General features: G+C 55.8%; 15 protein-coding genes. 7 read left to right on the forward strand and 8 right to left on the reverse strand.

All coding sequences use genetic code 11. The annotated features are described in order from the left end of the window. The first annotated feature begins 43 nt into the window (after positions 1 to 43). Positions 44 to 544, forward strand: coding sequence for an RrF2 family transcriptional regulator (locus BJF95_RS08150; RefSeq protein ID WP_075638979.1), 501 nt, complete (start codon positions 44 to 46; stop codon positions 542 to 544). 25 nt (positions 545 to 569) lie between these two features. Further along, complete coding sequence (locus BJF95_RS08155; RefSeq protein WP_075638980.1) at positions 570 to 1,028, forward strand: carboxymuconolactone decarboxylase family protein; 459 nt, start codon at positions 570 to 572, stop codon at positions 1,026 to 1,028. A 164-nt stretch (positions 1,029 to 1,192) separates the two neighbouring features. Here the strand turns inward: BJF95_RS08155 and BJF95_RS08160 are convergent, their stop codons facing one another. Continuing rightward, positions 1,193 to 1,963, reverse strand: coding sequence for a transporter substrate-binding domain-containing protein (locus BJF95_RS08160; protein ID WP_075638981.1), 771 nt, complete (start codon positions 1,961 to 1,963; stop codon positions 1,193 to 1,195). 187 nt (positions 1,964 to 2,150) lie between these two features. On the opposite strand from BJF95_RS08160, the gene BJF95_RS08165 reads away from it, so the two are divergent. Then, a complete protein-coding gene (locus BJF95_RS08165) occupies positions 2,151 to 3,080 on the forward strand; it encodes a bile acid:sodium symporter family protein (RefSeq protein ID WP_075638982.1) in 930 nt (309 codons plus the stop codon). A gap of 106 nt (positions 3,081 to 3,186) precedes the next feature. On the opposite strand, the gene BJF95_RS08170 is transcribed toward BJF95_RS08165, so the two are convergent. Continuing rightward, positions 3,187 to 3,792, reverse strand: coding sequence for a YitT family protein (locus BJF95_RS08170; protein WP_075638983.1), 606 nt, complete (start codon positions 3,790 to 3,792; stop codon positions 3,187 to 3,189). Between the two features lie 245 nt (positions 3,793 to 4,037). Between BJF95_RS08170 and BJF95_RS08175 the strand changes: the two genes are divergently transcribed. Continuing rightward, complete coding sequence (locus BJF95_RS08175; RefSeq protein WP_075639325.1) at positions 4,038 to 5,948, forward strand: diguanylate cyclase; 1,911 nt, start codon at positions 4,038 to 4,040, stop codon at positions 5,946 to 5,948. Between the two features lie 69 nt (positions 5,949 to 6,017). On the opposite strand, the gene BJF95_RS08180 is transcribed toward BJF95_RS08175, so the two are convergent. The 3 genes from BJF95_RS08180 to BJF95_RS08190 form a co-directional block, all read right to left on the reverse strand. Then, positions 6,018 to 6,827 carry a TIGR02186 family protein gene (locus BJF95_RS08180; protein ID WP_075638984.1) on the reverse strand — a complete coding sequence of 270 codons (810 nt, stop codon included), beginning with the start codon at positions 6,825 to 6,827 and terminating at the stop codon, positions 6,018 to 6,020. Next, the gene (locus BJF95_RS08185) at positions 6,827 to 7,747 is read right to left on the reverse strand and encodes a sulfite exporter TauE/SafE family protein (protein WP_075639326.1); all 921 of its coding nucleotides are present in this window, start codon (positions 7,745 to 7,747) and stop codon (positions 6,827 to 6,829) included. The genes BJF95_RS08180 and BJF95_RS08185 overlap by 1 nt, the downstream gene beginning before the upstream one ends. A gap of 484 nt (positions 7,748 to 8,231) precedes the next feature. Then, the gene (locus tag BJF95_RS08190) at positions 8,232 to 11,981 is read right to left on the reverse strand and encodes an SEL1-like repeat protein (RefSeq protein WP_075638985.1); all 3,750 of its coding nucleotides are present in this window, start codon (positions 11,979 to 11,981) and stop codon (positions 8,232 to 8,234) included. 324 nt (positions 11,982 to 12,305) lie between these two features. Here BJF95_RS08190 and BJF95_RS08195 point away from each other — a divergent pair, with 324 nt between their 5' ends. From BJF95_RS08195 to BJF95_RS08205, 3 genes are all read left to right on the forward strand, one after another. After that, positions 12,306 to 14,099, forward strand: a complete 1,794-nt coding sequence (locus BJF95_RS08195; protein WP_075638986.1) for an acyl-CoA dehydrogenase C-terminal domain-containing protein — start codon at positions 12,306 to 12,308, stop codon at positions 14,097 to 14,099. Positions 14,100 to 14,174: 75 nt separating this feature from the next. Then, a complete protein-coding gene (locus tag BJF95_RS08200) occupies positions 14,175 to 15,383 on the forward strand; it encodes an acetyl-CoA C-acetyltransferase (RefSeq protein ID WP_075638987.1) in 1,209 nt (402 codons plus the stop codon). A 15-nt stretch (positions 15,384 to 15,398) separates the two neighbouring features. Further along, positions 15,399 to 17,612, forward strand: a complete 2,214-nt coding sequence (locus BJF95_RS08205) for an FAD-dependent oxidoreductase (RefSeq protein ID WP_075638988.1) — start codon at positions 15,399 to 15,401, stop codon at positions 17,610 to 17,612. Between the two features lie 195 nt (positions 17,613 to 17,807). Here BJF95_RS08205 and BJF95_RS08210 read toward each other — a convergent pair whose 3' ends face one another. The 3 genes from BJF95_RS08210 to BJF95_RS08220 form a co-directional block, all read right to left on the reverse strand. Further along, a complete protein-coding gene (locus tag BJF95_RS08210) occupies positions 17,808 to 18,770 on the reverse strand; it encodes an alpha/beta hydrolase family protein (protein WP_075639327.1) in 963 nt (320 codons plus the stop codon). Between the two features lie 82 nt (positions 18,771 to 18,852). Beyond that, positions 18,853 to 19,491 carry a YitT family protein gene (locus BJF95_RS08215; protein ID WP_075638989.1) on the reverse strand — a complete coding sequence of 213 codons (639 nt, stop codon included), beginning with the start codon at positions 19,489 to 19,491 and terminating at the stop codon, positions 18,853 to 18,855. 112 nt (positions 19,492 to 19,603) lie between these two features. Then, positions 19,604 to 20,548, reverse strand: a complete 945-nt coding sequence (locus BJF95_RS08220; protein ID WP_075638990.1) for a class I SAM-dependent DNA methyltransferase — start codon at positions 20,546 to 20,548, stop codon at positions 19,604 to 19,606. Positions 20,549 to 20,667 lie beyond the last annotated feature (119 nt).

Raw genomic sequence — 20,667 nt, forward strand, 5'->3', positions numbered from 1 at the left:
TCGAATCGCGGATATATTTTATCCACGATTAAGGGGATGCGCTATGAAACTGGGCGACGGTGTGGAACAGGCAATACACAGCATGGCAATGCTTGCCTGTCTGGAAGAGGGAAGTACGCTCTCTGCTTCGGCCTTGGCTGAATATCACGGCGTGTCACCCAGCTATCTGCTCAAGCATATGCAGGCGCTTTCATCTGCCGATCTCGTGGACACGGTGCCTGGCCCCAAAGGTGGCTATCGCCTAAAGCGCAAACCCGATGACATTAGCCTTTTGGATATTGTTCTGGCGGTTGAGGGGCCGCAACCGGCCTTTCGCTGCAATGAAATTCGCCAGCGAGGCCCCAATCCCCTGCCTGCGCGGTATTTTGACAAGCCCTGCGGCATTGCCGCGAAAATGTTGGCGGCAGAGCGCGTCTACCGAGCAGAACTTGCCAAGACCAGCATCACGGATCTGATGCAAGATTTGCAAGAAACTGATGACGGCGCTATCGCCGCCCGCGGCTGCGCATTTCTCGACATCCATGAACGCAAACAGGTGCGTTGATACGCGCCACACGGAAAGGAAAACCATGACCCAACGTCTGGATATTGGAAAAGCAGCACCGGCATCGTACAAGGCCGTGAGTGCCTTGGAAAGCTATGTGCAATCGTCACTCTCGCGTCAGGATATTCACCTGATTAAGCTGCGCGCGTCGCAAATCAACGGATGCGCCTTTTGCGTGGACAAGCATGTGAAAGAGGCGCGACGCGACGGTATGAGCGAGCAGTGGATCAATCTGATCTGCGCATGGAAAGAATCCCCTGTTTATAGCGCCCGCGAACGGGCCTTGCTTGGCTGGGTCGACGCGCTCATCCACCTTCCCAAAACGGGTGCTCCTGATGCAGACTTCGCTGCAATGAAATTACATTTCACCGACGAGGAGATCGCCAACATCACTGTGGCTATCGGCACGATCAATCTTTGGAACATGATCGCCGTCGGATTTCGATTTCAGCACCCTGTTGATGCCCCCAGCCAAGCCGCGTGACATCAGCAAAAAGGCTCAGTGAAACCGAGCCTTTCGTCTTTTTCTATGCCCCCACTACAGCGCCATGCACCATATATGGCGCACTAAGGTTCGCTGTAGCTCTTTATATCTGCTGCATAATTTTCGCCTTAAATCGATTCCGATTTAAGAATTATGCAGTAGGCTTACTTCATCGCGGCATCCAGCTTGGCTTTCCAATCGCCGTTTGCCAGGGCTTTGGTCATGAAACCATCGACCACCGCTTTGAACGCCGGATCTTTTTGCAAAAGATAAGCATTTTCGAAATGGGTGAAAGGCTCTTTGACAGCGGCGGGGCATAGCACGCCGGAGTGCAGCTTGGATTGCAGGTCCACTTCAACACCATCGGTGACCATGACATCAGCCTTGTTGGCAGCGATCTGGTCAAAAATAACCTTGTTGTCCGGGAAAACTTCAATGGCAGCTTTGGTGAAGTGCTCATGGGCAAACTTATCATTGGTGCCACCGGGATTGACGATCACTCGCACGGACGCCACGTCAATGGCCTCCAGGGTGGTGAACTTATCCTTGTCTTCACAGCGCACGATCGGCCGTTTGCCATCCTTGATGTTGGGCACCGAAAAATCACCGACTTCAGCGCGGGCCGGATTGACGGTAATTCCACCCAGCACCATGTCGAATTTATCGGCCTTGAAGTCGTCCAGCATGGTTTTCCATGTGGTGGTGACAAATTCGGGCTTCACGCCCAGATCGGTGGCAAGCTCTTTGCCCATGGCAATGTCCGCGCCTTCCAGCACGCCATCCGCACCCTTATAACTGAAGGGCTTATAATCGCCGGTGGTGCCGATGCGGATCACCCCGGCTTTCTTGATTGTCGCAAGTGTGCCGTCTGCGGCATGGGCAAGCGGCGCACCAAGCAACAGGGCGAAGACCAAACTGGAGCGAAAAAACGTCATTCTCTGTCTCTTTCTTGAGCATATCTGGCTAAAATGGCATGGGTTACGCCATCGGCTTGCCGCATCGCAATTCTCATACCATGTCCTCATATCATCTCTGGGCACACGACACATCTGCCCGGTCCATGGCTTGACTTAGGTGTGATCGGCTCTAAACCCGGCTTCCATCATTCCTGAGGAGGTCATTGTGAAAGCACTTGCCGCTTTTTCCACATTCATTGGCAAAACCTTTGCCGTTTGGGTGATTATCTGCGCTGTTCTTGGATTTTTATTTCCAGATCAGGCCAAGCAGATTGCACCCTGGATTGTAACACTTTTGGCCATTATCATGTTTGGCATGGGGCTCACCCTGTCGGTCGATGATTTCAAAGAGGTGGCGCGTCGCCCTGTTGAGGTCACCATCGGCGTCGTCTGCCAATTCCTGATCATGCCTCTGCTGGCCGTGCTGCTCACCCATATCATTCCCATGCCACCAGAGGTGGCTGCAGGGGTGATTCTGGTGGGTTGCTGCCCAGGCGGCACGTCATCCAATGTGATGACCTATCTCAGCAAGGGCGATGTGGCGCTCTCGGTTGCCTGCACCAGTGTGACAACGCTGGCCGCACCCTTGGTTACGCCGTTTCTGGTCTGGCTGCTGGCCAGTCAGTTCCTGCCGGTTGATGCCTGGGCGATGTTTATCAGCATTGTCAAAATCGTGCTGGCCCCGCTGGCTTTGGGCTTTCTTGCGCAAAAACTGTTGCCGAAGATGGTGCGAGCCGCCGTTCCCGTTCTGCCACTGGTCAGCGTTATCGGCATTGTGCTGATTGTGGCTGCCGTGGTGGGAGCCAGCAAAGCGGCCATTGCCCAATCCGGCCTGATGATTTTTGCCGTGGTGGTTCTGCACAACGGCCTTGGCTATCTGCTGGGCTATTTTGCCGCCAAGGCATTGGGCCTGAACCTGACTAAGCGCAAAGCCATTGCCATTGAAGTGGGCATGCAAAACAGTGGCCTTGGGGCCGCCCTTGCCAATGCCTATTTCTCGCCGGTGGCTGCCGTGCCAAGCGCCATTTTCAGCGTCTGGCACAATATTTCCGGTGCTATTTTGGCCAATTATTTTGCGCGCCGGACAGAGAAATAGCACCCATTAGAGTCTGTCAGGTTCAGATTGAACCAGACAGGCTTTAGCTCTTTCTTTTTCGCATGTACGTTATCGTTTTATTGAGGACAATAAAACGCGACATGCTTTAGACCGCGATATAACGGTCTCTGCGGTGGTTGATGGCCAAAACAAGGTTCAAAACCACCGCACCCGCCACTGACACGGCGATTGTGCCAATGGAGGCGACAAAAAACGAGCTGATCAGCACCACGCCATCGAAGCAGAGCTGAACCAGCCCGGCCCGCCAGCCAAAGCGATCTTGCAAATAAAGCGCTAAAATTCCGAACCCGCCAAGGCTTGCCTTGTGGCGAAACAGCGCCAGCATGCCGGAACCAATCAGCAAACCGCCAAACCCCGCCGCCACCAGCGGATCGAGCAGGGAGAAGCTGATAAAACGCGGCAAAATGGCACTGAACACCGATGTCAGCAAAACAGCGACGAAAGTCTTGAGCGTAAATGCCCACCCCATGCGCCGAAACGCAAAATAATAAAACGGCAGGTTGATCACAAAGAAAATGGGCCCAAAGCCAATATGCATCAGATAATGCGCAAGGAAAGCCACCCCTGCGGTGCCACCCGACAAGAGCTTGGCGCTGGACAACAACACCACCCCCAATGATGCCAGAAGGCTGCCAGCCAGCACGCCTTGCACGTCCTCCAGCAGCGAGTGCTGCTCTGCTGTCGATGCCATGGCTTTTCGAAGGCCCGATTTGTATTTTGTTGCTGTCACGCCAATGCCCCGCTCTGCTGTGCTCGCCTTATCGGCAGTAAACGCAAGCCTGCTTCGCCTCAAGAGGTTCGCTCTTTTTTAACACCCAAAGAGTGTGCTGCGGCATGAAATTCGAAAGTTCAAATTAACTTATATTTCATATGATGGCCCTTGATGATCAAAATGACATGATCAGCAAGCGCTTTGTTGTAGGAGCATGCAGACGCATGGGTGGAATTGCCACGCTGATTTTGGTCAACGTCGCTTTGGCGGTGTTGTTTACCACTGTTTGGAGCCGGGTCGATGCCTTGCTTGAGCAGCGATACCCTTCCCTTCGCCCCGTTGGCCTTGGTGTTGTCGGCGGCTTTGCCTCCATCTCGGCTATGTTATTTCCCATCAACATCGCGCCCGGCGTCTTCACCGACCTTCGAACGGTATCGATCGCCCTGTCAGGTCTCATTGGTGGGCCAGTCTCGACCTTGATCGCGGCAACCATGGCAATCATCTATCGCATCTCTCTGGGCGGCGTAGGGGCTGGTGCGGGCACCATCACTATTATCTCGGCAGCCGTCATCGGAATCTGTGTCAGCTGGAATGATGAAAAAGCCATTCTCAGCACGCGCCGCATCGTGGTGTTCAGTGCTGGCGTGGCCACCTTGCCGCAGTTTGCAATTTTTGTCCTGCCTGTGGAGATCAGAGCCAGCACGGTTGAATGGCTCAAGCTGCTGATACCCTTGATTTTTTGTGTGGTTTTGATCGCAACCTATCTTTTGCGTGCAGAACTGCGCCTGCGCGAAAAAATCGAGAAAGCAAAATTTTATCGCCTCATTGCCGAAACCTTGCCGGAAAGCCTGAATGCCAAGGACCGGAGTGGCCGTTTTATCATTGCCAATCCGGCCACAGCCCATGCTCTGAATGTCCCGTCGCCGGATGAGTTAATTGGCAAGACGGATGCCGATTTTCATCCTCACGAACTTGCGGCACGCTATTGGGCCGATGAACAGGCTGTGCTGCAAGCAGGCAAGCCCGCCCATATCGAGCAGCGCTATGAGCGACCGGATGGGGCAAAAGGGTGGTTCTCAACACTGAAAAATCCGATCTTTGATCATGCTACCGGCGAGATTATCGGCCTTGTGACCCACAATCGCGATATCACCGCCGAAAAAGAGCTGGAGAAAAAGCTCGCCGTCAGCCAGCAGCAACTGTCAGATGCCTTGGCCAACATGGCCGATGGGCTGGTGATGTTTGATCGAAGCGGCACGCTGGTCTATTGCAACGCGCGCTATCTTGCGATGTTTACCAAGACCGCCGATATCCGCATTCCGGGCGCGAAACTGGCTGACATCATCGCAGCGTCCCGCACGCGCGGAGAGGAAGTGCTCACCCAGCACATGGCACAACAGCCAATTCCCGCAGTGCCCATGCCGGGCGCGCGCGCGCTTCACCTTTGGGATGGCCGGACACTGGAAGCGCGGACCTGCAGCGTTGGCGGGGGTGGCACGATCATTGTTTTCACCGATATTACCCGCACAAAAGAGGCCGAAGACATATTGAAAACCGCCAATCGCGCTTTGGAAAAAGCCGCCTTCACAGACGGATTGACCGGGCTGTTCAATCGACGCGCCTTTGATGAAAAACTGGCTCAGGAATTTGCCCGTGCCCGGCGCTCGAAAGAGCCATTAAGCCTGCTCATGGTCGATATTGATCATTTCAAACTGTTCAACGACCACTATGGCCATCAGGTTGGTGATGAATGCCTGCGACAAGTGGCAAAACGGCTGAAGGTGGTTGCCAAGCGCAGCACCGATTGCGCCGCCCGCTATGGCGGCGAGGAGATGGCCTTGATTCTTCCCAACACAGACACCAAAGGGGCAATCGAGCTTGCAGCCCAATACCAAAGCGGGGTGCGCAGCCTGCGTATACCACACACCACGAGCGACAAGGGCATTGTCACCGTCAGCATAGGTGTGGCAACTCTGGAGCCAACACAGAACAATCGGCCAGAGGATCTGATGGCTGACGCCGACAGCGCCCTCTATTGTGCCAAGCATGACGGGCGAGACTGCTATCGAGCGGCCCCTGCAAGGCCGTCGCTCACTGAAGACCATGGGCCGAAATTGAAATCATCGCGCGGATAGATCCGACCCGGATGCCCCTTGAGGCCCCGCGGGGGCGTTCGTGGTGGATCTGCGCGGGCTGTGAGAGCGTCAATCCTTGCGAAAAACAATGCTTGCGCCCCAGCCGGTGATGACGGCAATCAACACCGCAAAAACCCCATAGGCAAATGGTTGGTTATGGGCGGCATCCGTGATCGCCTGTTCCAGGCCGGTTTTCACTACCCGCAGGCGCAATTCCTTTTGGGTCAGGAATTCGCCGCTTTTGAACAGATAGGCGTGCACCACATGCACACCATCGGGAATATTGGCCGGCAGGCGCAGGCTTGCGCGAAACAGGTTGGTGCTGACAAACCGCACACCGGCATTTTCATCCTGATAAAGGCCGCTGCTGCGCTGCAAGCGACGGTAGGCAGCCCGAAAATCACCAATATTGATATTGCCGTTGAAATAGCCCAGTGGCGACAGTGGCAGATAATCGACGCCGATCCCCAGCTGGTTCAGCATCGGGCGCGCGGCAATTTCGTCAACGGGCCGGGTGCTGGCCACCGAATAGGAGGTTGGCATGCTCTCAAACGTCAGGGACTGGCGGTTGACCCAAATGCCGAGCAGCCTTTCCTTGCGGCGCACGGTTGCGTTTTCGCGGGGGCCTTCCAGCGTCACCACCACATCATATTGACCAATCGCCAACAGCAATTGATCCACCGTATTCAGCGCGCCAAACACGGTGAGGTCTGCCCCGCGAAAATCGGAGGTAATGGCGATCTCATTGGTGGACGTGCCAATTTCCAGCGTTTCCTTGCCCGTTGCATCCGGGGTTAAAAATGGAATTTGTGCATAGGCCGGAGCAGTCGCCCACAGCAAGGGCAAGAGAACAGCGAGTGCCTTGCCTTGAGCGGCCATCATCGCCCTGCCCCCACAACGATGGAATAGGCATCAGCGGGGGTCACCACCAGTTCGATGGCCAAACGAATGCCCACCGCCAGAACCAGCAGACCCAACAGCGCGCGCAATTGCTCGCCCCGCAGTTTTTGCCCAACCCGCACACCATATTGCGCGCCAATCACCCCTGCAATCATCAGCATAAAGGCCAGAACAATATCGACAGAGGTATTGGCTGTTGCCTGGGCAATGGTGGTAAAAGCGCTGACAAAGATGATTTGAAAAAGTGATGTGCCCACCACAACATTGGTGGGAATGCGCAAAAGATAGATCATCGCGGGCACAAGAATAAAGCCGCCACCAATGCCCATCGGGGTCAACACGCCGATGCAAAAACCAAGGCCCAGCACCGGAATGGCACTGAGATAGATTTTCGACTTCTTGAAGCGCATTTTAAACGGCAGACGGTGCACCCAATTGTGTTGCCCCGGACGGCGCGCCGGTGCGGGCTCATTGCGGGCCGAGCGTCGCAGCGCCCGCACGCTTTCCCACAGCATCAGCGTGCCGATGGAGCCAAGCAGCAGCACATACATCAGCGAAATAAACAGATCGATCTGGCCAAGTTTGCGCAAAAGCACAAACAGCCACATGCCAAGCGAGGCCCCGAACAAGCCCCCGACCAACAGCACACAGCCCAGTTTCAAATCCAGAGAGCCACGGCGAAAATGGCTCATGGCACCCGAAATGGAAGAGGCAACCACCTGATTGGCGCCGGTGGCAACGGCAACGATGGGGGGAATATTGTAGAAAATCAAAAGCGGCGTGATCAAAAAACCACCGCCGACACCAAACATGCCAGACAGGAAGCCGACAGCCGCGCCCATGCCGAAGATGATGAAAATATTCACCGACAATTCTGCAATGGGCAGATAAAGTGTCACGGTCGTCCCCGAAATGCGAAATTCCGCTGCCGTCTGTGAAAGCATTTTGCCTCACGCCATGCGAAAAACATCCCATGGGCAAAACCTGGCTTTCATCTTCCACCCCTGGCACTACCCCGCCATCCATCGTGATGGAGGGCCGAACAGCTCAGGCAAACGGTCACAGTCCTTCTATGGTTTAACGTCTTTTACCCGAACATCCCAACAATCACGGTGAATTTTGGGAAAGGAGCGAAAAAGCAGAGTTGGTGAAGAGATATCCCCACCAAATCCGAGACTAGAGTTTGTCAGGGAAAAGTGGAACCCGGTTTTCCCGAAAAGACAAACTCAAGCAAAGAATTTTAGAGTCTGTCTGATTCAATCTGAACCAGACAGACTCTAGGCTGATTGTATGACTATTTCGTTTGTCTGCAAGGCAAAGGGTTCAGAGTTTGTCCTAAACAGCGGCAACCCCCAAAGCTAAAGGCTTTTTGCCTTTTGGGCGTCAGGCGTTTTTGGCAAGAAGCGCTTTCACCAAGGCATTGGATACTTTGCCCGACGGCTCAAGCCCAACCGATGTCTGGAAGGCCTTGATGGCCGACACCGTGCGTGCACCGAGCTTGCCATCCGGCTCGCCCGCATCAAAACCATTCTTGTTCAAGATGGCCTGAATATTGCGGATGGCTTTTTCCATATCAACGCTGCCCGTGGTGAGGCCCTTGCCCTGCCAGGCATCGGGCACGTTCACAGTGTTGGCGTCCTGATCCAGCGGAGCGGCTTGCCATTGCTGCACAGCGGCTTTGGCGCTTTCCAGCGCCTCTGGCGTCATGGCCTTGGCCACTTCATCCCGCTTTTGGCCCGCATCCTTATCGCCATCGCGGGCGGCAAGGGCAAACCACTTGTAGGATTCAGCCAGATCCTGCTTCACGCCCGTGCCGCGCGCATACAAAACGGCGAGATTGAATTGGCTATCGGTCACACCAAGATTGGCCGCTTTGATAAACCACTTGGCTGCTTCCTGCATATCGGCTTTGCCATCCGTGCCGGAGGCATACATGACAGCGAGATTGTGCATGGCGCTGGCATTTCCAGCGCCTGCAGCCAGCAGATAAAGCCCCTTGGCCTTGGCCACATCACGCGGCACGCCAGTGCCTTTTTCATAAAGCCCGGCCAAACGATAGCGTGCAGGTGCCGAGCCTTGATCTGCGGCGCGCTGAAACCACACAGCCGCCTTGGAAAAATCAGCTGGCACGCCGCGCGCCTCAACATAGCGCGAACCGATCTCGAACAAAGCCGCAGTATCGCCCGCTTGCGCCGCAGACACCAGTGAGGCCGGGGTGATCTCGGCAGGCACCTCAAACGCAGGCTTGGTTGCAGCCTGCTCCGGTGCTGCCACAGGCGCGGCAAAGCCAGCTTGGTCGGCCGGTGCCACGGTGGTGGCCGGAGAAAGCGGCGAAAGCTGTTGCCCGCCATCAATGGGGGATGCCTGCAAATTGGCCGAGCCGGTCGGGGCTGGTGATTTGCTCTCACCTGCGCTGTCTGCAACAGGCGCGCTTGCCTGCATGTTTGACGCCAGCGGTGCGCTTGGGGCTGATGCCGGTGCATTCATCACCGCCGGGGCTGGCGCAGGCGTCGGTGCCGTTGTGGTGTTGGAGCTCAGACCTTTCACCAAAGGCAAAGCAAGGGCCGCCAGCAGCAAAGCGCCAACCGCCATCAAAATCGGCCGACGATAGCGCGAAAAAGTAGAGCCGCTGGTGACCTCATCGGCCATCGACAGTTTTTGCGCGCGCGAACCCCGATCTGTCTCATTGACTGCAGCCTGTGCTGCGCGGCGCGCGGCCGCAATGAAATCCATGCGGTCATCACCATTGGCACCCGCAGGTGCCGATTTCGGCTCACTGTTCACGGTACCATTGCTTTGACGGGCCCGGACTTTTTCCAGAATTTTGCGCACATCGGGCTTGCCAGAGCCGGGCTCAAGCAATTCATTGGCTTCGTCCGGCAGCAAATCATCGGCGGGGTCGATAGAGGGCGATGTCTCCATCACCTGTCGGCCTTGCTGGGCATGTTCCAACGCAGGCTGAGGCGCGATGCTGACCGATTCGCTCAACGCCTGCTTTTTGCTCTTCGCTTTCAGGCGCTGGCCAAGTCCGGCAAGCAAGCTCGGCCGTGCTGGCGCAACATCATGGCGGGTGTCGGCAGCCCCAACGTCACTTCTCGCCTCCGCGTGGTGAAGCGATGCAGCATTTTGGCTTGGTGCTTGAAAAGCCGCCTCGATTTCGCGGTGAGCGACCTGAACGGGCGATGCATCTTTTTGCTTTGGTGCTTCAGCCCGCCCGTCCCGTGGCTCGTCCCGTCGCACGTCCCGTCGCTCGTCATAGGCAGCCGCAAATGGAGGATTGGCCGCTGCCACTGTCGCGCGGCGATCCATTTGGTCCAGTTTCTCGGCAATCTGCACCAGAGTCTGATGCAAAGCCTCGACTGTGCGGTGGCTGCGCTCTTCGCCGCCCCGGCTGATCTCTTCCAGATTGCGCAAATGATCGGCCAGCGTCGCAAGTGTTTCTGCGGTCTGGTCGGGTGCAGTGCCAGCCACAGGGGCCGGGCTTTGGCGGGTGTAATTGTCCATCACCGCTTCGGCAGCCTGCCGAGCTGCTTCCACGATATATTCATCGCTGGTGGCAAGATAATCTTCAAGCGCGGCCATGCGCCCTTCAATGCGCTCACTATTGGCGCTGTCTGCCACGGGTGACGCGCTGATCAGGGCCGAGAGATCGGCAATCTGTTGTTCCAGTCCAGCAATCCCGGCATGATCGACCATTGGTGCGGCCACGGTTTCATCCAGGCGCGCGGCAATGGAATAGAGCCGGTCATCCAGACTTTTCAGCAGGGCTTCATCCACCGCAGGAGCAGGCAGCTCCATGTCATCAATGCGACGGCCAATCACGGCAATCTGCTCTGCCAGATGATCGCTGAGCGATGCATGATCAAGGGCGTCGATCTTGCGCGAAATATCCGACAGATAGCCTGTCAATTCCGGTTGCAGGTTTTCGCTCTGCGAGCGATCCAGCATCTCCGTCAATTCAACCAACCGCTCTTCGAGCCGGCGGGTAGTTTCAAGATTGGCCAGATCTTCGATGCGCAGCGAAAGCGCTTCAATGCGCTGGGAAAGCTCGCTTTCGCGGCCAAAATCTGCCGTCTGCTCTGAAATCACTTCCAGATGCCGGGCAATGGTGTTGATACGATCTTCCAGCCGCTCCACCAAACGTGGATCGGTGGCGGGCGCATTGCTACGACCCGTGGCGGCAACAGCGCGGGAGATTTCATCAAGGCGCCGATCCAGCTGAGAGAATTGCTCGGCAATCGCCTCACTGTTGGGCTCCAAGTGCTCGCCAATATTTTCCAGCGCCTTGGCAATGGCAATCAGCTTGCCTTCCAACAGCCGGACGGAGCGCGCATCACCGATCGAGCCAAGCTGCTGCTTGATCTCGTCCAGCCGGTAGGCCAGCGACAGCAGATCCTGCTGAATACGCTCCGGATCAATGGTTTCAAGGCGCGTTTCAAGCGCCGTCCAGCGCTCTTCCATCGCCCGCACGCTATCATTGCGCACCAGACCATCCATCAAGGACCGCAGCTCTTCGAAGTCAGCGCGCAGGCCTTGCGCCTCCGTGGTCGGTGTCTGACCAATGCGCTCAATGCTTTCCGCCATGCGAGAAACATCGTCGCGCAGGGCAACGGCGTTTTGGCTGTCTTCTGCCAATTTGCGAATTTCGGCAATCTCGGCACGAAGAGAGCCAATTTCGCCAGCAAGGCTCTCGCTCATGTCCAGGCGAATATCGGCCCGCAGGCTGGAAAGCGCCTGATAAAAATCGGGCGCTTGCGGCTCGGATTGCTGAACGTGAGCAGATGGTAAGGGGCGGTTTTTTCGTGCAGGCTCAACAGGCGGAGGGGTATTTTTCACCGAAGCATTGCCATCTCGGAAGGCATCTGCGCGGCGCGGGCGTGCTGCTTCAAGCGCACGCTGGCGTTCGCGAATCTCAAGGAGAGGGTCCACCCGTTCTGCAACAGTTGCGCGCGCTGGAAGACGGCTTTCTGGCAAACGTGTTTCTGTCATCCCGGCGCTTGCGAGGCCACTGCCTTTGGGTAGGCCACCCATCAACCCTTCGATGCGTGCCTCCAGCCCCTCGATTGTGCGGCTCAAGGCATCAAGCGATGAATGTCCCACTTGGCGGGAAGACTGAGACCGCTGTCCGTTCATATTTCAAGCTCGCTTCACGTTTGGCCGGTTGACCGATCTACGCGCGATGACCATGTTGAAACTTGGGCTGGAGACAAGATCCAGCCTTATGAGGTCAGCGCAAATCACTAGCCGCTAGAATCGACGAAACGTGGTAAACAAGTCGTTAAGAAATGCAGCTATTTTTTAACCTTTCGCAAACGGGAGATGAAATTCGCCCGCAACGGTCCGCTTGCACGATCACATTCACATTTTTGCGTATTGACGTTTACGCGCACGTCAATATTTAATAGGCTATAAGATGGCTGCGGAGGATTGCGGCCCTAAACGTCGGAGGATACTGACATGCCCGCTTACAAGGCACCGGTCGCGGATACGCTTTTCGTTCTTAACAGCGTGCTTGGACTTGAGCGCTACAACAATCTGCCCGGTTTTGAAGACGCAACACCTGATATGATTGAGGCGATCTTGGGCGAGGCAGCCAAGCTGGCCGAAGAGCAGTTGTTTCCGCTCAATCTCTCTGGCGATCAGGAAGGCTGCACCCGTAACGACGACGGCTCCGTGACCGTTCCCAAGGGTTTCAAACAGGCCTATGACGCCTATTGCGAAGGCGGCTGGAGCGGTCTTGCCGTGCCCGCAGAATTTGGCGGCCAAGGCCTGCCTTACGTGCTGCATGCTGCCGTGGGTGAATATATGTCGTCGGCCAACATGGCCTTGATGATGTATCCCGGCCTGACCCAAGGGGCTATTGCCGCCATTCTGGTGCATGGAACGGATGCGCAGAAAGCCACTTACCTTCCCAAAATGGTCGAAGGCGTGTGGTCTGGCACCATGAACCTCACCGAGCCCCATTGCGGCACCGATCTTGGCCTGTTGCGCACCAAGGCCGTTCCCAATGGTGATGGCACTTACAAAATCTCCGGCCAGAAAATCTTCATCTCGGCAGGCGAACATGGGATGACCGACAACATCATCCATCTGGTGCTGGCCCGCATTGAGGGTGCTCCAGAAGGCACCAAGGGGATTTCGCTGTTTATCGTGCCCAAGGTTATCGTCAATGACGATGGCAGCCTTGGGGATCGCAATGGCGTGTCCTGCGGCGCAATTGAGCACAAGATGGGCATTCACGGCAATGCCACCTGCGTGATGAATTATGATGAAGCCACCGGCTATCTGATTGGCGCAGAAAACAAGGGCCTCTCGGCCATGTTCGTGATGATGAATGAGGCTCGTCTGGGCGTTGGTCTGCAAGGCCTGTCCATTGCCGAGGTTGCCTATCAGAACGCGGTGGCTTATGCGCGTGAGCGTATTCAGGGCCGCGCCCTGACCGGTGCGAAAGCGCTGGATAAAAAGGCCGACCCCATCATCGTCCATCCCGATATTCGCCGCTCGCTGATGACCATCAAGGCGTTTAACGAGGCAGGTCGCGCCTTCACATTATGGACCGCGCTGAAATCCGATATCGCGCATCGCTCATCCGATGCTGCGGAAAAGCAGACTGCCGATGATATTCTCGGTCTGATGACGCCCATCCTCAAAGGCGTGTTGACCGATAAGGGCTTTGACCATGCGGTGATGGCACAACAGGTTTACGGCGGCCATGGCTACATTGAAGAATGGGGCATGAGCCAGTACGTGCGCGATGCCCGCATTGCGATGATTTATGAAGGGGCCAACGGCATTCAGGCGCTCGATCTGGTGGGACGCAAGCTAGGCCTCAACGGTGGCCGGGCGGTGATGGCGCTGTTCAATGAAATCGGTGCCTTCTGCGAGGAAAACCGGGGTGATGAAAAGCTGTCCTTCTTCACCAAACAGCTCAAGAAGGGCCTGAACGACGTTCAAGCCTCGACCATGTGGTTCATGCAAAACGCAATGGCCAAGCCCGACAATGCAGGTGCTGGCTCGACCGATTACATGCATCTGTTTGGTCTGGTGGTGCTGGGCTATATGTGGGCCAAAATGGCCAAGGCCGCGAATGAGGCGCTGGAGAGCGGCGCAAGTGATGCCGATTATTACAACAACAAGCTGTTGACCGGACGCTTCTTCATGGAAAAGATCATGCCGGAAACCGCTTTGCGCAAAAGCCGCATTGAAGCGGGCGCTGACAGCGTGATGGCAATGGCTGCTGAAGCATTTTGATGGGATTTGGCGTGTCCCCACAGGGGGCAAGCCATTGAAAAAATTCAGGAGCGTTGCGCTCCGGGGAGAGAGACAATGACTGACGTATTTGTTTACGACCACGTGCGCACGCCGCGCGGCCGCGGCAAAAAGGATGGTGCGCTGCATGAAGTGCCATCGGTGCGGCTTGCTGCCAAGGCGCTGGAAGCCATCCGCGACCGCAATGGCCTTGATACATCCACTGTTGACGACATCATCATGGGCTGCGTTGATCCGGTGATGGATGCAGGCTCGGTGATCCCCAAGGCTGCGGCATTTGAGGCCGGTTATTCCACCAAGGCACCGGGCATGCAGATTTCGCGCTTTTGCGCCTCCGGCCTAGATGCGGTGAATTTTGCCGCTGGCAAGATTGCCGCCGGTGCCGATGATATTGTCATTGCCGGTGGTGTTGAAAGCATGTCACGCGTCGGGCTTGGCATGTCGGGCGGGTCGTGGTTCATGGACCCATCGGTGAATTTTCCAGCATTTTTCATGCCGCAGGGCGTGTCTGCCGATCTGATTGCGACAAAGTACGGCTTTTCCCGCGATGACGTGGATGCCTATGCGGTGGAAAGCCAAAAGCGCGCTGCCCATTCGTGGAAAAATGGCTATTTCGACAAATCCGTGGTGGCCGTGAAAGACCAGAACGGCCTGACCATTCTGGACCGCGACGAACACATGCGCCCCGGCACCGATATGCAGTCCTTGGCGGGTCTGAACCCCTCCTTCCAGATGCCCGGAGAAATGGGCGGCTTTGAAGCCGTGGGCATTCAGGCGCATCCGGAAATCGAAAAAATCAATTACGTCCACCATGCGGGCAATTCATCCGGCATTGTCGATGGTTCCGGTGTTGTGCTGCTTGGCTCCAAGGCGGGTGGCGAAAGCATGGGCCTGAAGCCGCGTGCCCGCATTCGTGCCTTTGCCAATATCGGCTCTGATCCGGCGCTGATGCTGACCGGCCCGATTGATGTGACGGAAAAGCTTTTGAAGAAAACCGGCATGACGCTGGCCGATATTGATCTGTTTGAGCTGAACGAGGCTTTTGCTGCTGTGGTGTTGCGCTTCATGCAGCATTTTGATGTGTCGCATGATGTGATGAACGTCAACGGCGGTGCGATTGCCATGGGCCATCCGCTGGGGGCCACGGGTGCGATGATTCTTGGCACCGTGCTGGATGAGTTGGAGCGGCGCGATCTCAACACCGCTTTGGTCACGCTCTGCATTGGCGCGGGCATGGGCACGGCAACTGTAATTGAACGCGTCTGATCGGGAGGGATGACAATGACCTATAAGAATTTCACCGTTGAGACCGATGCAGACGGCATTGCCCTTGTGACATGGAACATGCCCGACAAGAGCATGAATGTGTTCACCGTTGAGGTGATGGACGAGATTGAAGCAATTGTGGATGCCACGGTGGCCGATGAAGCCGTGAAGGGCGTGGTTTTCACCTCCGGCAAAGCCGCGTTTTCGGGTGGCGCTGATCTGACAATGATCAAGGGCATGTTCTCCATGCTGCATGAGGAAAAGGTCAAGGATCCTGCCAACGCCGTACAAAAGCTGTTTGATGCCGCTGGCCGCATGAGCTGGCTTTGGCGCAAGATCGAGACCAATGGCAAGCCATGGGTGTCTGCCATCAACGGCACCTGCATGGGCGGCGCGTTTGAGTTGTCGCTGGCCTGCCATGGCCGTGTGGCGTCAAACGCCAAATCGGTCAAACTGGCATTGCCGGAAGTCAAGGTTGGCATTTTCCCCGGCGCTGGCGGCACCCAGCGCGTATCCCGCCTGACCAATGCGCAAGATGCCCTGCAAATGATGACCACGGGCCAGACACTCACCCCTCAGCGCGCCAAGGCCATGAACCTTGTGCATCAGGTGGTGGAGCCAGATCAATTGATCACCGCTGCCAAGCAGATGATCAAGGATGGTTTGAAGCCAGTGGCACCTTGGGATGAAAAAGGCTTCAAAGCCCCCGGCGGCGGCATCTGGACGCCTGCCTCGGCCCAGCTTTGGCCCGCAGCGCCTGCCATTTTGCGTCGTGAAACCGCTGGCAATTATCCCGCAGCACTGGCGATTTTGAAATGCGTCTACGAAGGGTTGCAAGTGCCGTTTGATACCGGCCTTCGCATCGAGCAGCGCTATTTCACCCAAATCGTGCAGACCACCGAAGCCTTTTCGATGATCCGCTCGCTGTTCATCTCGCTGCAAGAGCTTGGCAAGGGTGCGCGTCGCCCCGCAGGTCAGCCAAAGAGCAATCTTTCGAAAATCGGCGTGGTCGGCGCTGGCTTCATGGGTGCCTCGATTGCCTATGTCACCGCCGCAGCAGGCCTGCCGGTGGTGCTGATTGATCGTGATATGGAAGCTGCCAACAAAGGCAAATCGGTGGCTGAAGGTCTGGTGACGGGTGCCATTGGCAAAGGCAAGATGACCAAGGAAGCAGGCGAAAAGCTGCTGTCTCTCATCACCCCCACCGAAGATTACGGCTCGCTATCGGACGCCGATCTAGTGATTGAAGCCGTGTTTGAAGACCGAGACGTGAAAAAGGCGGTGATTGAAAAGGTCGAAGCCGTGCTGGCGGAAGGCGCAATTTTTGCCTCCAACACCTCGACTTTGCCGATCACGGGTCTGGCGAAAAACTCCAAGCGCCCGGAGGATTTCATCGGCGTGCATTTCTTCTCGCCCGTTGAAAAGATGATGCTGACGGAAGTGATTGTCGGTGAGCAGACCGGCGACAAGGCGCTGGCTGTGGCGCTGGATTATGTCTCCATGATCAAGAAGACGCCAATCGTTGTCAATGACACACGCGGCTTCTTCGTCAACCGCTGCGTCTTCCGTTACATCAACGAAGCCTATGACATGCTGATTGAAGGCGTGCCGGCGGTGATGATTGAAAATGCTGCCAAAATGGCAGGAATGCCGGTTGGCCCGCTGTCGCTAAACGACGAAGTGGCTGTGGACCTGTCGCAGAAGATCATGAAGGCCTCGATTGCCGATCTGGGTGCAGAAGCGGTTGTGCCTGAGCATATGAGCCTGATCAACAAGATGGTGGATGAACTTGATCGCCGTGGCCGGAAGAATGGCAAAGGCTTCTATGATTATCCAGCCAAGCCATTGAAAAAATCGCTCTGGCCGGGCCTGAAAGACCTCTACCCGCAACAAAAGCCTGCGGATGTTGATGTCACCGTACTCAAACAACGCCTGCTGGTCACCATCGCGCTGGAAGCAGCCCGCACGGTGGAAGAAGGCATTGTCACCGATCCACGCGAAGCCGACGTCGGCTCCATCCTCGGCTTCGGTTTTGCCCCATACACCGGCGGCGCGCTGTCTTATATCGACGGCATGGGTGTGAAGGTGTTTGTGGAATTGTGCGAGCGTCTGGCCAAGACCTACGGTTCGCATTTTGCACCAACACCACTGCTTAAGGACATGGCGGCAAAGGGCGAGACATTCTATGGCCGGTTTGATCCCTATGGCGCTGTGAAAACGGCGGCTTGAACGAACAAAATTGGCTAGCAACAACGCCTACTCCAGCGTGTTGACAAAACTCTCGTTCGACGTTTCGTCATCTTTGGGCTTGTCCCGAGAACTGCACTTATAGGCTGTAAATCTTTATCGATAATCTTTGGGCTGGCGGCAACGCCGGCCCATTTTATAAGTGGTGCAATGGCCAGTCCGGCAATGCGGCGACCGTTACAGATACGCTTTAAAAAACGCCGCCATTTTTTTATTCAAATCCTGATGGAAAGCTGCCCGATCAAAACCCGGCCTATCGACGCAAAGCTCTGGGAGGCTTTTGGCCAGTTCTGTGGGGCAAACGGTCAAAAATGCAAAATGTTCAGAGTTAGGCACAAGATGAAAATCAGGCTTCACGGACAGGTTGATGACGACGGTCTGAAGGCTTTCCGGCGAAACACCATCTCCGCCATATTGAGAGCCCCACATCTGAATAGGTGCAGTGACATTCTGCACACTATCTGGAGCAGAAAAAACACTGCTCAGAGGGTCAGCGATTACAAACGCCTTGATCCGTTGATCATGCTGCAAAGCGACCTTGGGGAAGACATTCTGGTTCACCGGAGGACAGGTCACCCCAGTCTGATCCTGACAAGGCGAGCGCAGCGCTTGAAAATCCGGGTTGGCCCCAGCCAGAACAAGACCGGTGTATCCACCTCTGGAAAAGCCGAAAAAGCCAATGGCGTTAGGATCAATCCTGGTCGCGTCCGGCGAAGAGGCGAGCATGAAGTCAATGGCACGCTTTACATCCGTCGGGCGACTGATCAAAGCCTTGAGACTATGCTGTTTTTCTAGGCTTGCAGCGGTATCGTCGGGATGATTGATCGCCACAACAACAAATCCGGCATTCGCCAGTGCTTCAGCCGTGTCATGATGGCTGAGATTGGTGCCGCCGAAGCCATGGGAGATTACGACCAGTGGTCGTTTTTCGCCTTCAATCGGGCAATCTCGAACGCCGGGGAGAAGAAAAGGACCAGCCTTGATCTCACCATCCGGCGTGGCACAGGGCGACCATTGCACGGCTTTCAGCATGGGGCCATCTGGGTCGGCGGGAATGTCGAAAGATTTTAAACCGGCGCTATGAGCTAGTCCTGCTGCCAAACTGAAAACAGCAGCAAGCAAAAAGGTTTTAACGCGCATGACAAATCCCCCGACACGACCACGCAGCCTGAAGACAATATTCACAATATTGAGCACATGCGGTCAAGGTGAAAAAGCGTAATCACCGCAGCGCAATATACCGATCCGAGCGGTGGTTGATCAGCACAAACAGGTTCAGCACCACGGCACCAATAATCGAGTAACCCACAACTGAAGGACCAACGACTGTAAAGGCCAGTGCCATGACAACCACGTCAAAAGCAAGCTGCACCAACCCCGCTTGAATGCCGAAGCGGTCCTGAATGAACACGGCGAGAATGCCAATGCCGCCGAGGCTGGCGCGGTGGCGGTAGAGCGCCAGAAGGCCAAAGCCCAGCAGCACACCGCCGAGAATGGCACCCCAGATGGGGTTGATCGAAGAGATGGTGAGGAAACGGCCCTGAACGTTGACGAGAAGTGAGGTCAGCGCCACCGAGAGGAAGGTTTTGAGGGTAAAATCCCAGCCGACCCGTTTGATAGAGAGGATATAAAACGGCATGTTGAGCAAAAAAAACAGCAGGCCGAAATTCCAGCCGGTCCAGTAATGCACCACAAAGGCAAGCCCTGCGATGCCGCTGGTGAGCAGGCCGACGGTTGAGATGAAATAGAGGCCGAGGGCGGCGATGATCGTGCCGCATAAAATGCCCTGCACATCTTCGGCGCGGCTATGGCGGGCAGGATTGTTATTCCAGATGCCCAACATGTTGTTCATCAAAGCCATGGCCGTACCTCTTATCACTGAATAGGCCATAAGGATGCCTGAAATTCCAAGGCTTTCAAGAGGCATAGGTCAGCAAAACTGACCTATCGTGAAGATCGCAATATTCCATCTTTCAAATGGCTTTCCGGGCAATAAACAGAAAGCCGGGAATAGGTTTTCCGCCATCCATGCGAATGGTCGTGGCTTGGCTTTTCAGCAATTGAAATCCAACCTTGCTCAATTCGCCCTCTACATAACTATGACTGTGCTGATAACGCAGGGAATTGGCGAGAGAAAAACCATCCTGCTCACTCGAGCGCTCGGTGGAAAACACGAAATAGCCGCCCGCTGCGCTCACATCAGCGACGAGTGAAAACACACCCGATAAAGCGCCAAGATAAATCAGCACATCGGCCGCCGTGACCAAATCGGCGCGCGCGCTTGCCCTGCCGTTTGAGAACAAACCACAGGCGTCGGCGTCCAGAGATAAATCCGCTTCAGCCAGATGATCATAGAGGTTTTTTTCCGCCGCCTTGACCAACATACCGCTGGAAAGATCGTAGCCTTCGAGATGATCCACATAGGGTTTGAGCTCAACCCCCATCAAGCCTGTGCCGCAGCCCAAATCCACCGCACAGCGAAAATGCATGTCAGTACCAAGGCTCTCGGCCATCATTGCTGCCAGTTTTTGCGGTACGCGATACTCCAGCTTTTGCACCAGCGATGTTTCAAACCGGTTGGCATAGGAATCAAACAAAGCCTCCACATAGTGGCTCGGCGGCTGCTGCGGCACGGCGTCTGCGCCAATCAGCGCCAGCTTCAGGCTGGCTGCAAACATATCCGTTGGGTTTAGGATCAGCACCTGTCGATAGGCCGCAGCGCCTGCCTCGTTATTGCCCGCTTTGACGCAATAATCGCCCAGTAAAAGCCACCCACCCACCCATTGTGGCGCAAGCTCCAGAGCTTGTTCCATCAGTTCGGCAGCAGCAATGTCATCCCCCCCTTCGGAAAGCATGCGAGCATAATCGGCGCGGCGGTCTGCCACGGCGTTACCGGAAGGGATCTGGATGGGGTGCATTGGGTTTCAAACTGAACGGAGGAATATCTGCCCGAGCAATGGCCCAACGGTTTAAAAACGCAAGGGGTATTTTTGGGGATGCCCACGTTACAAACTGCTCCATGCAAACCTCCACGTGC

The organism is Rhizobium oryziradicis, assembly GCF_001939045.1.
Lineage (GTDB): Bacteria > Pseudomonadota > Alphaproteobacteria > Rhizobiales > Rhizobiaceae > Allorhizobium > Allorhizobium oryziradicis.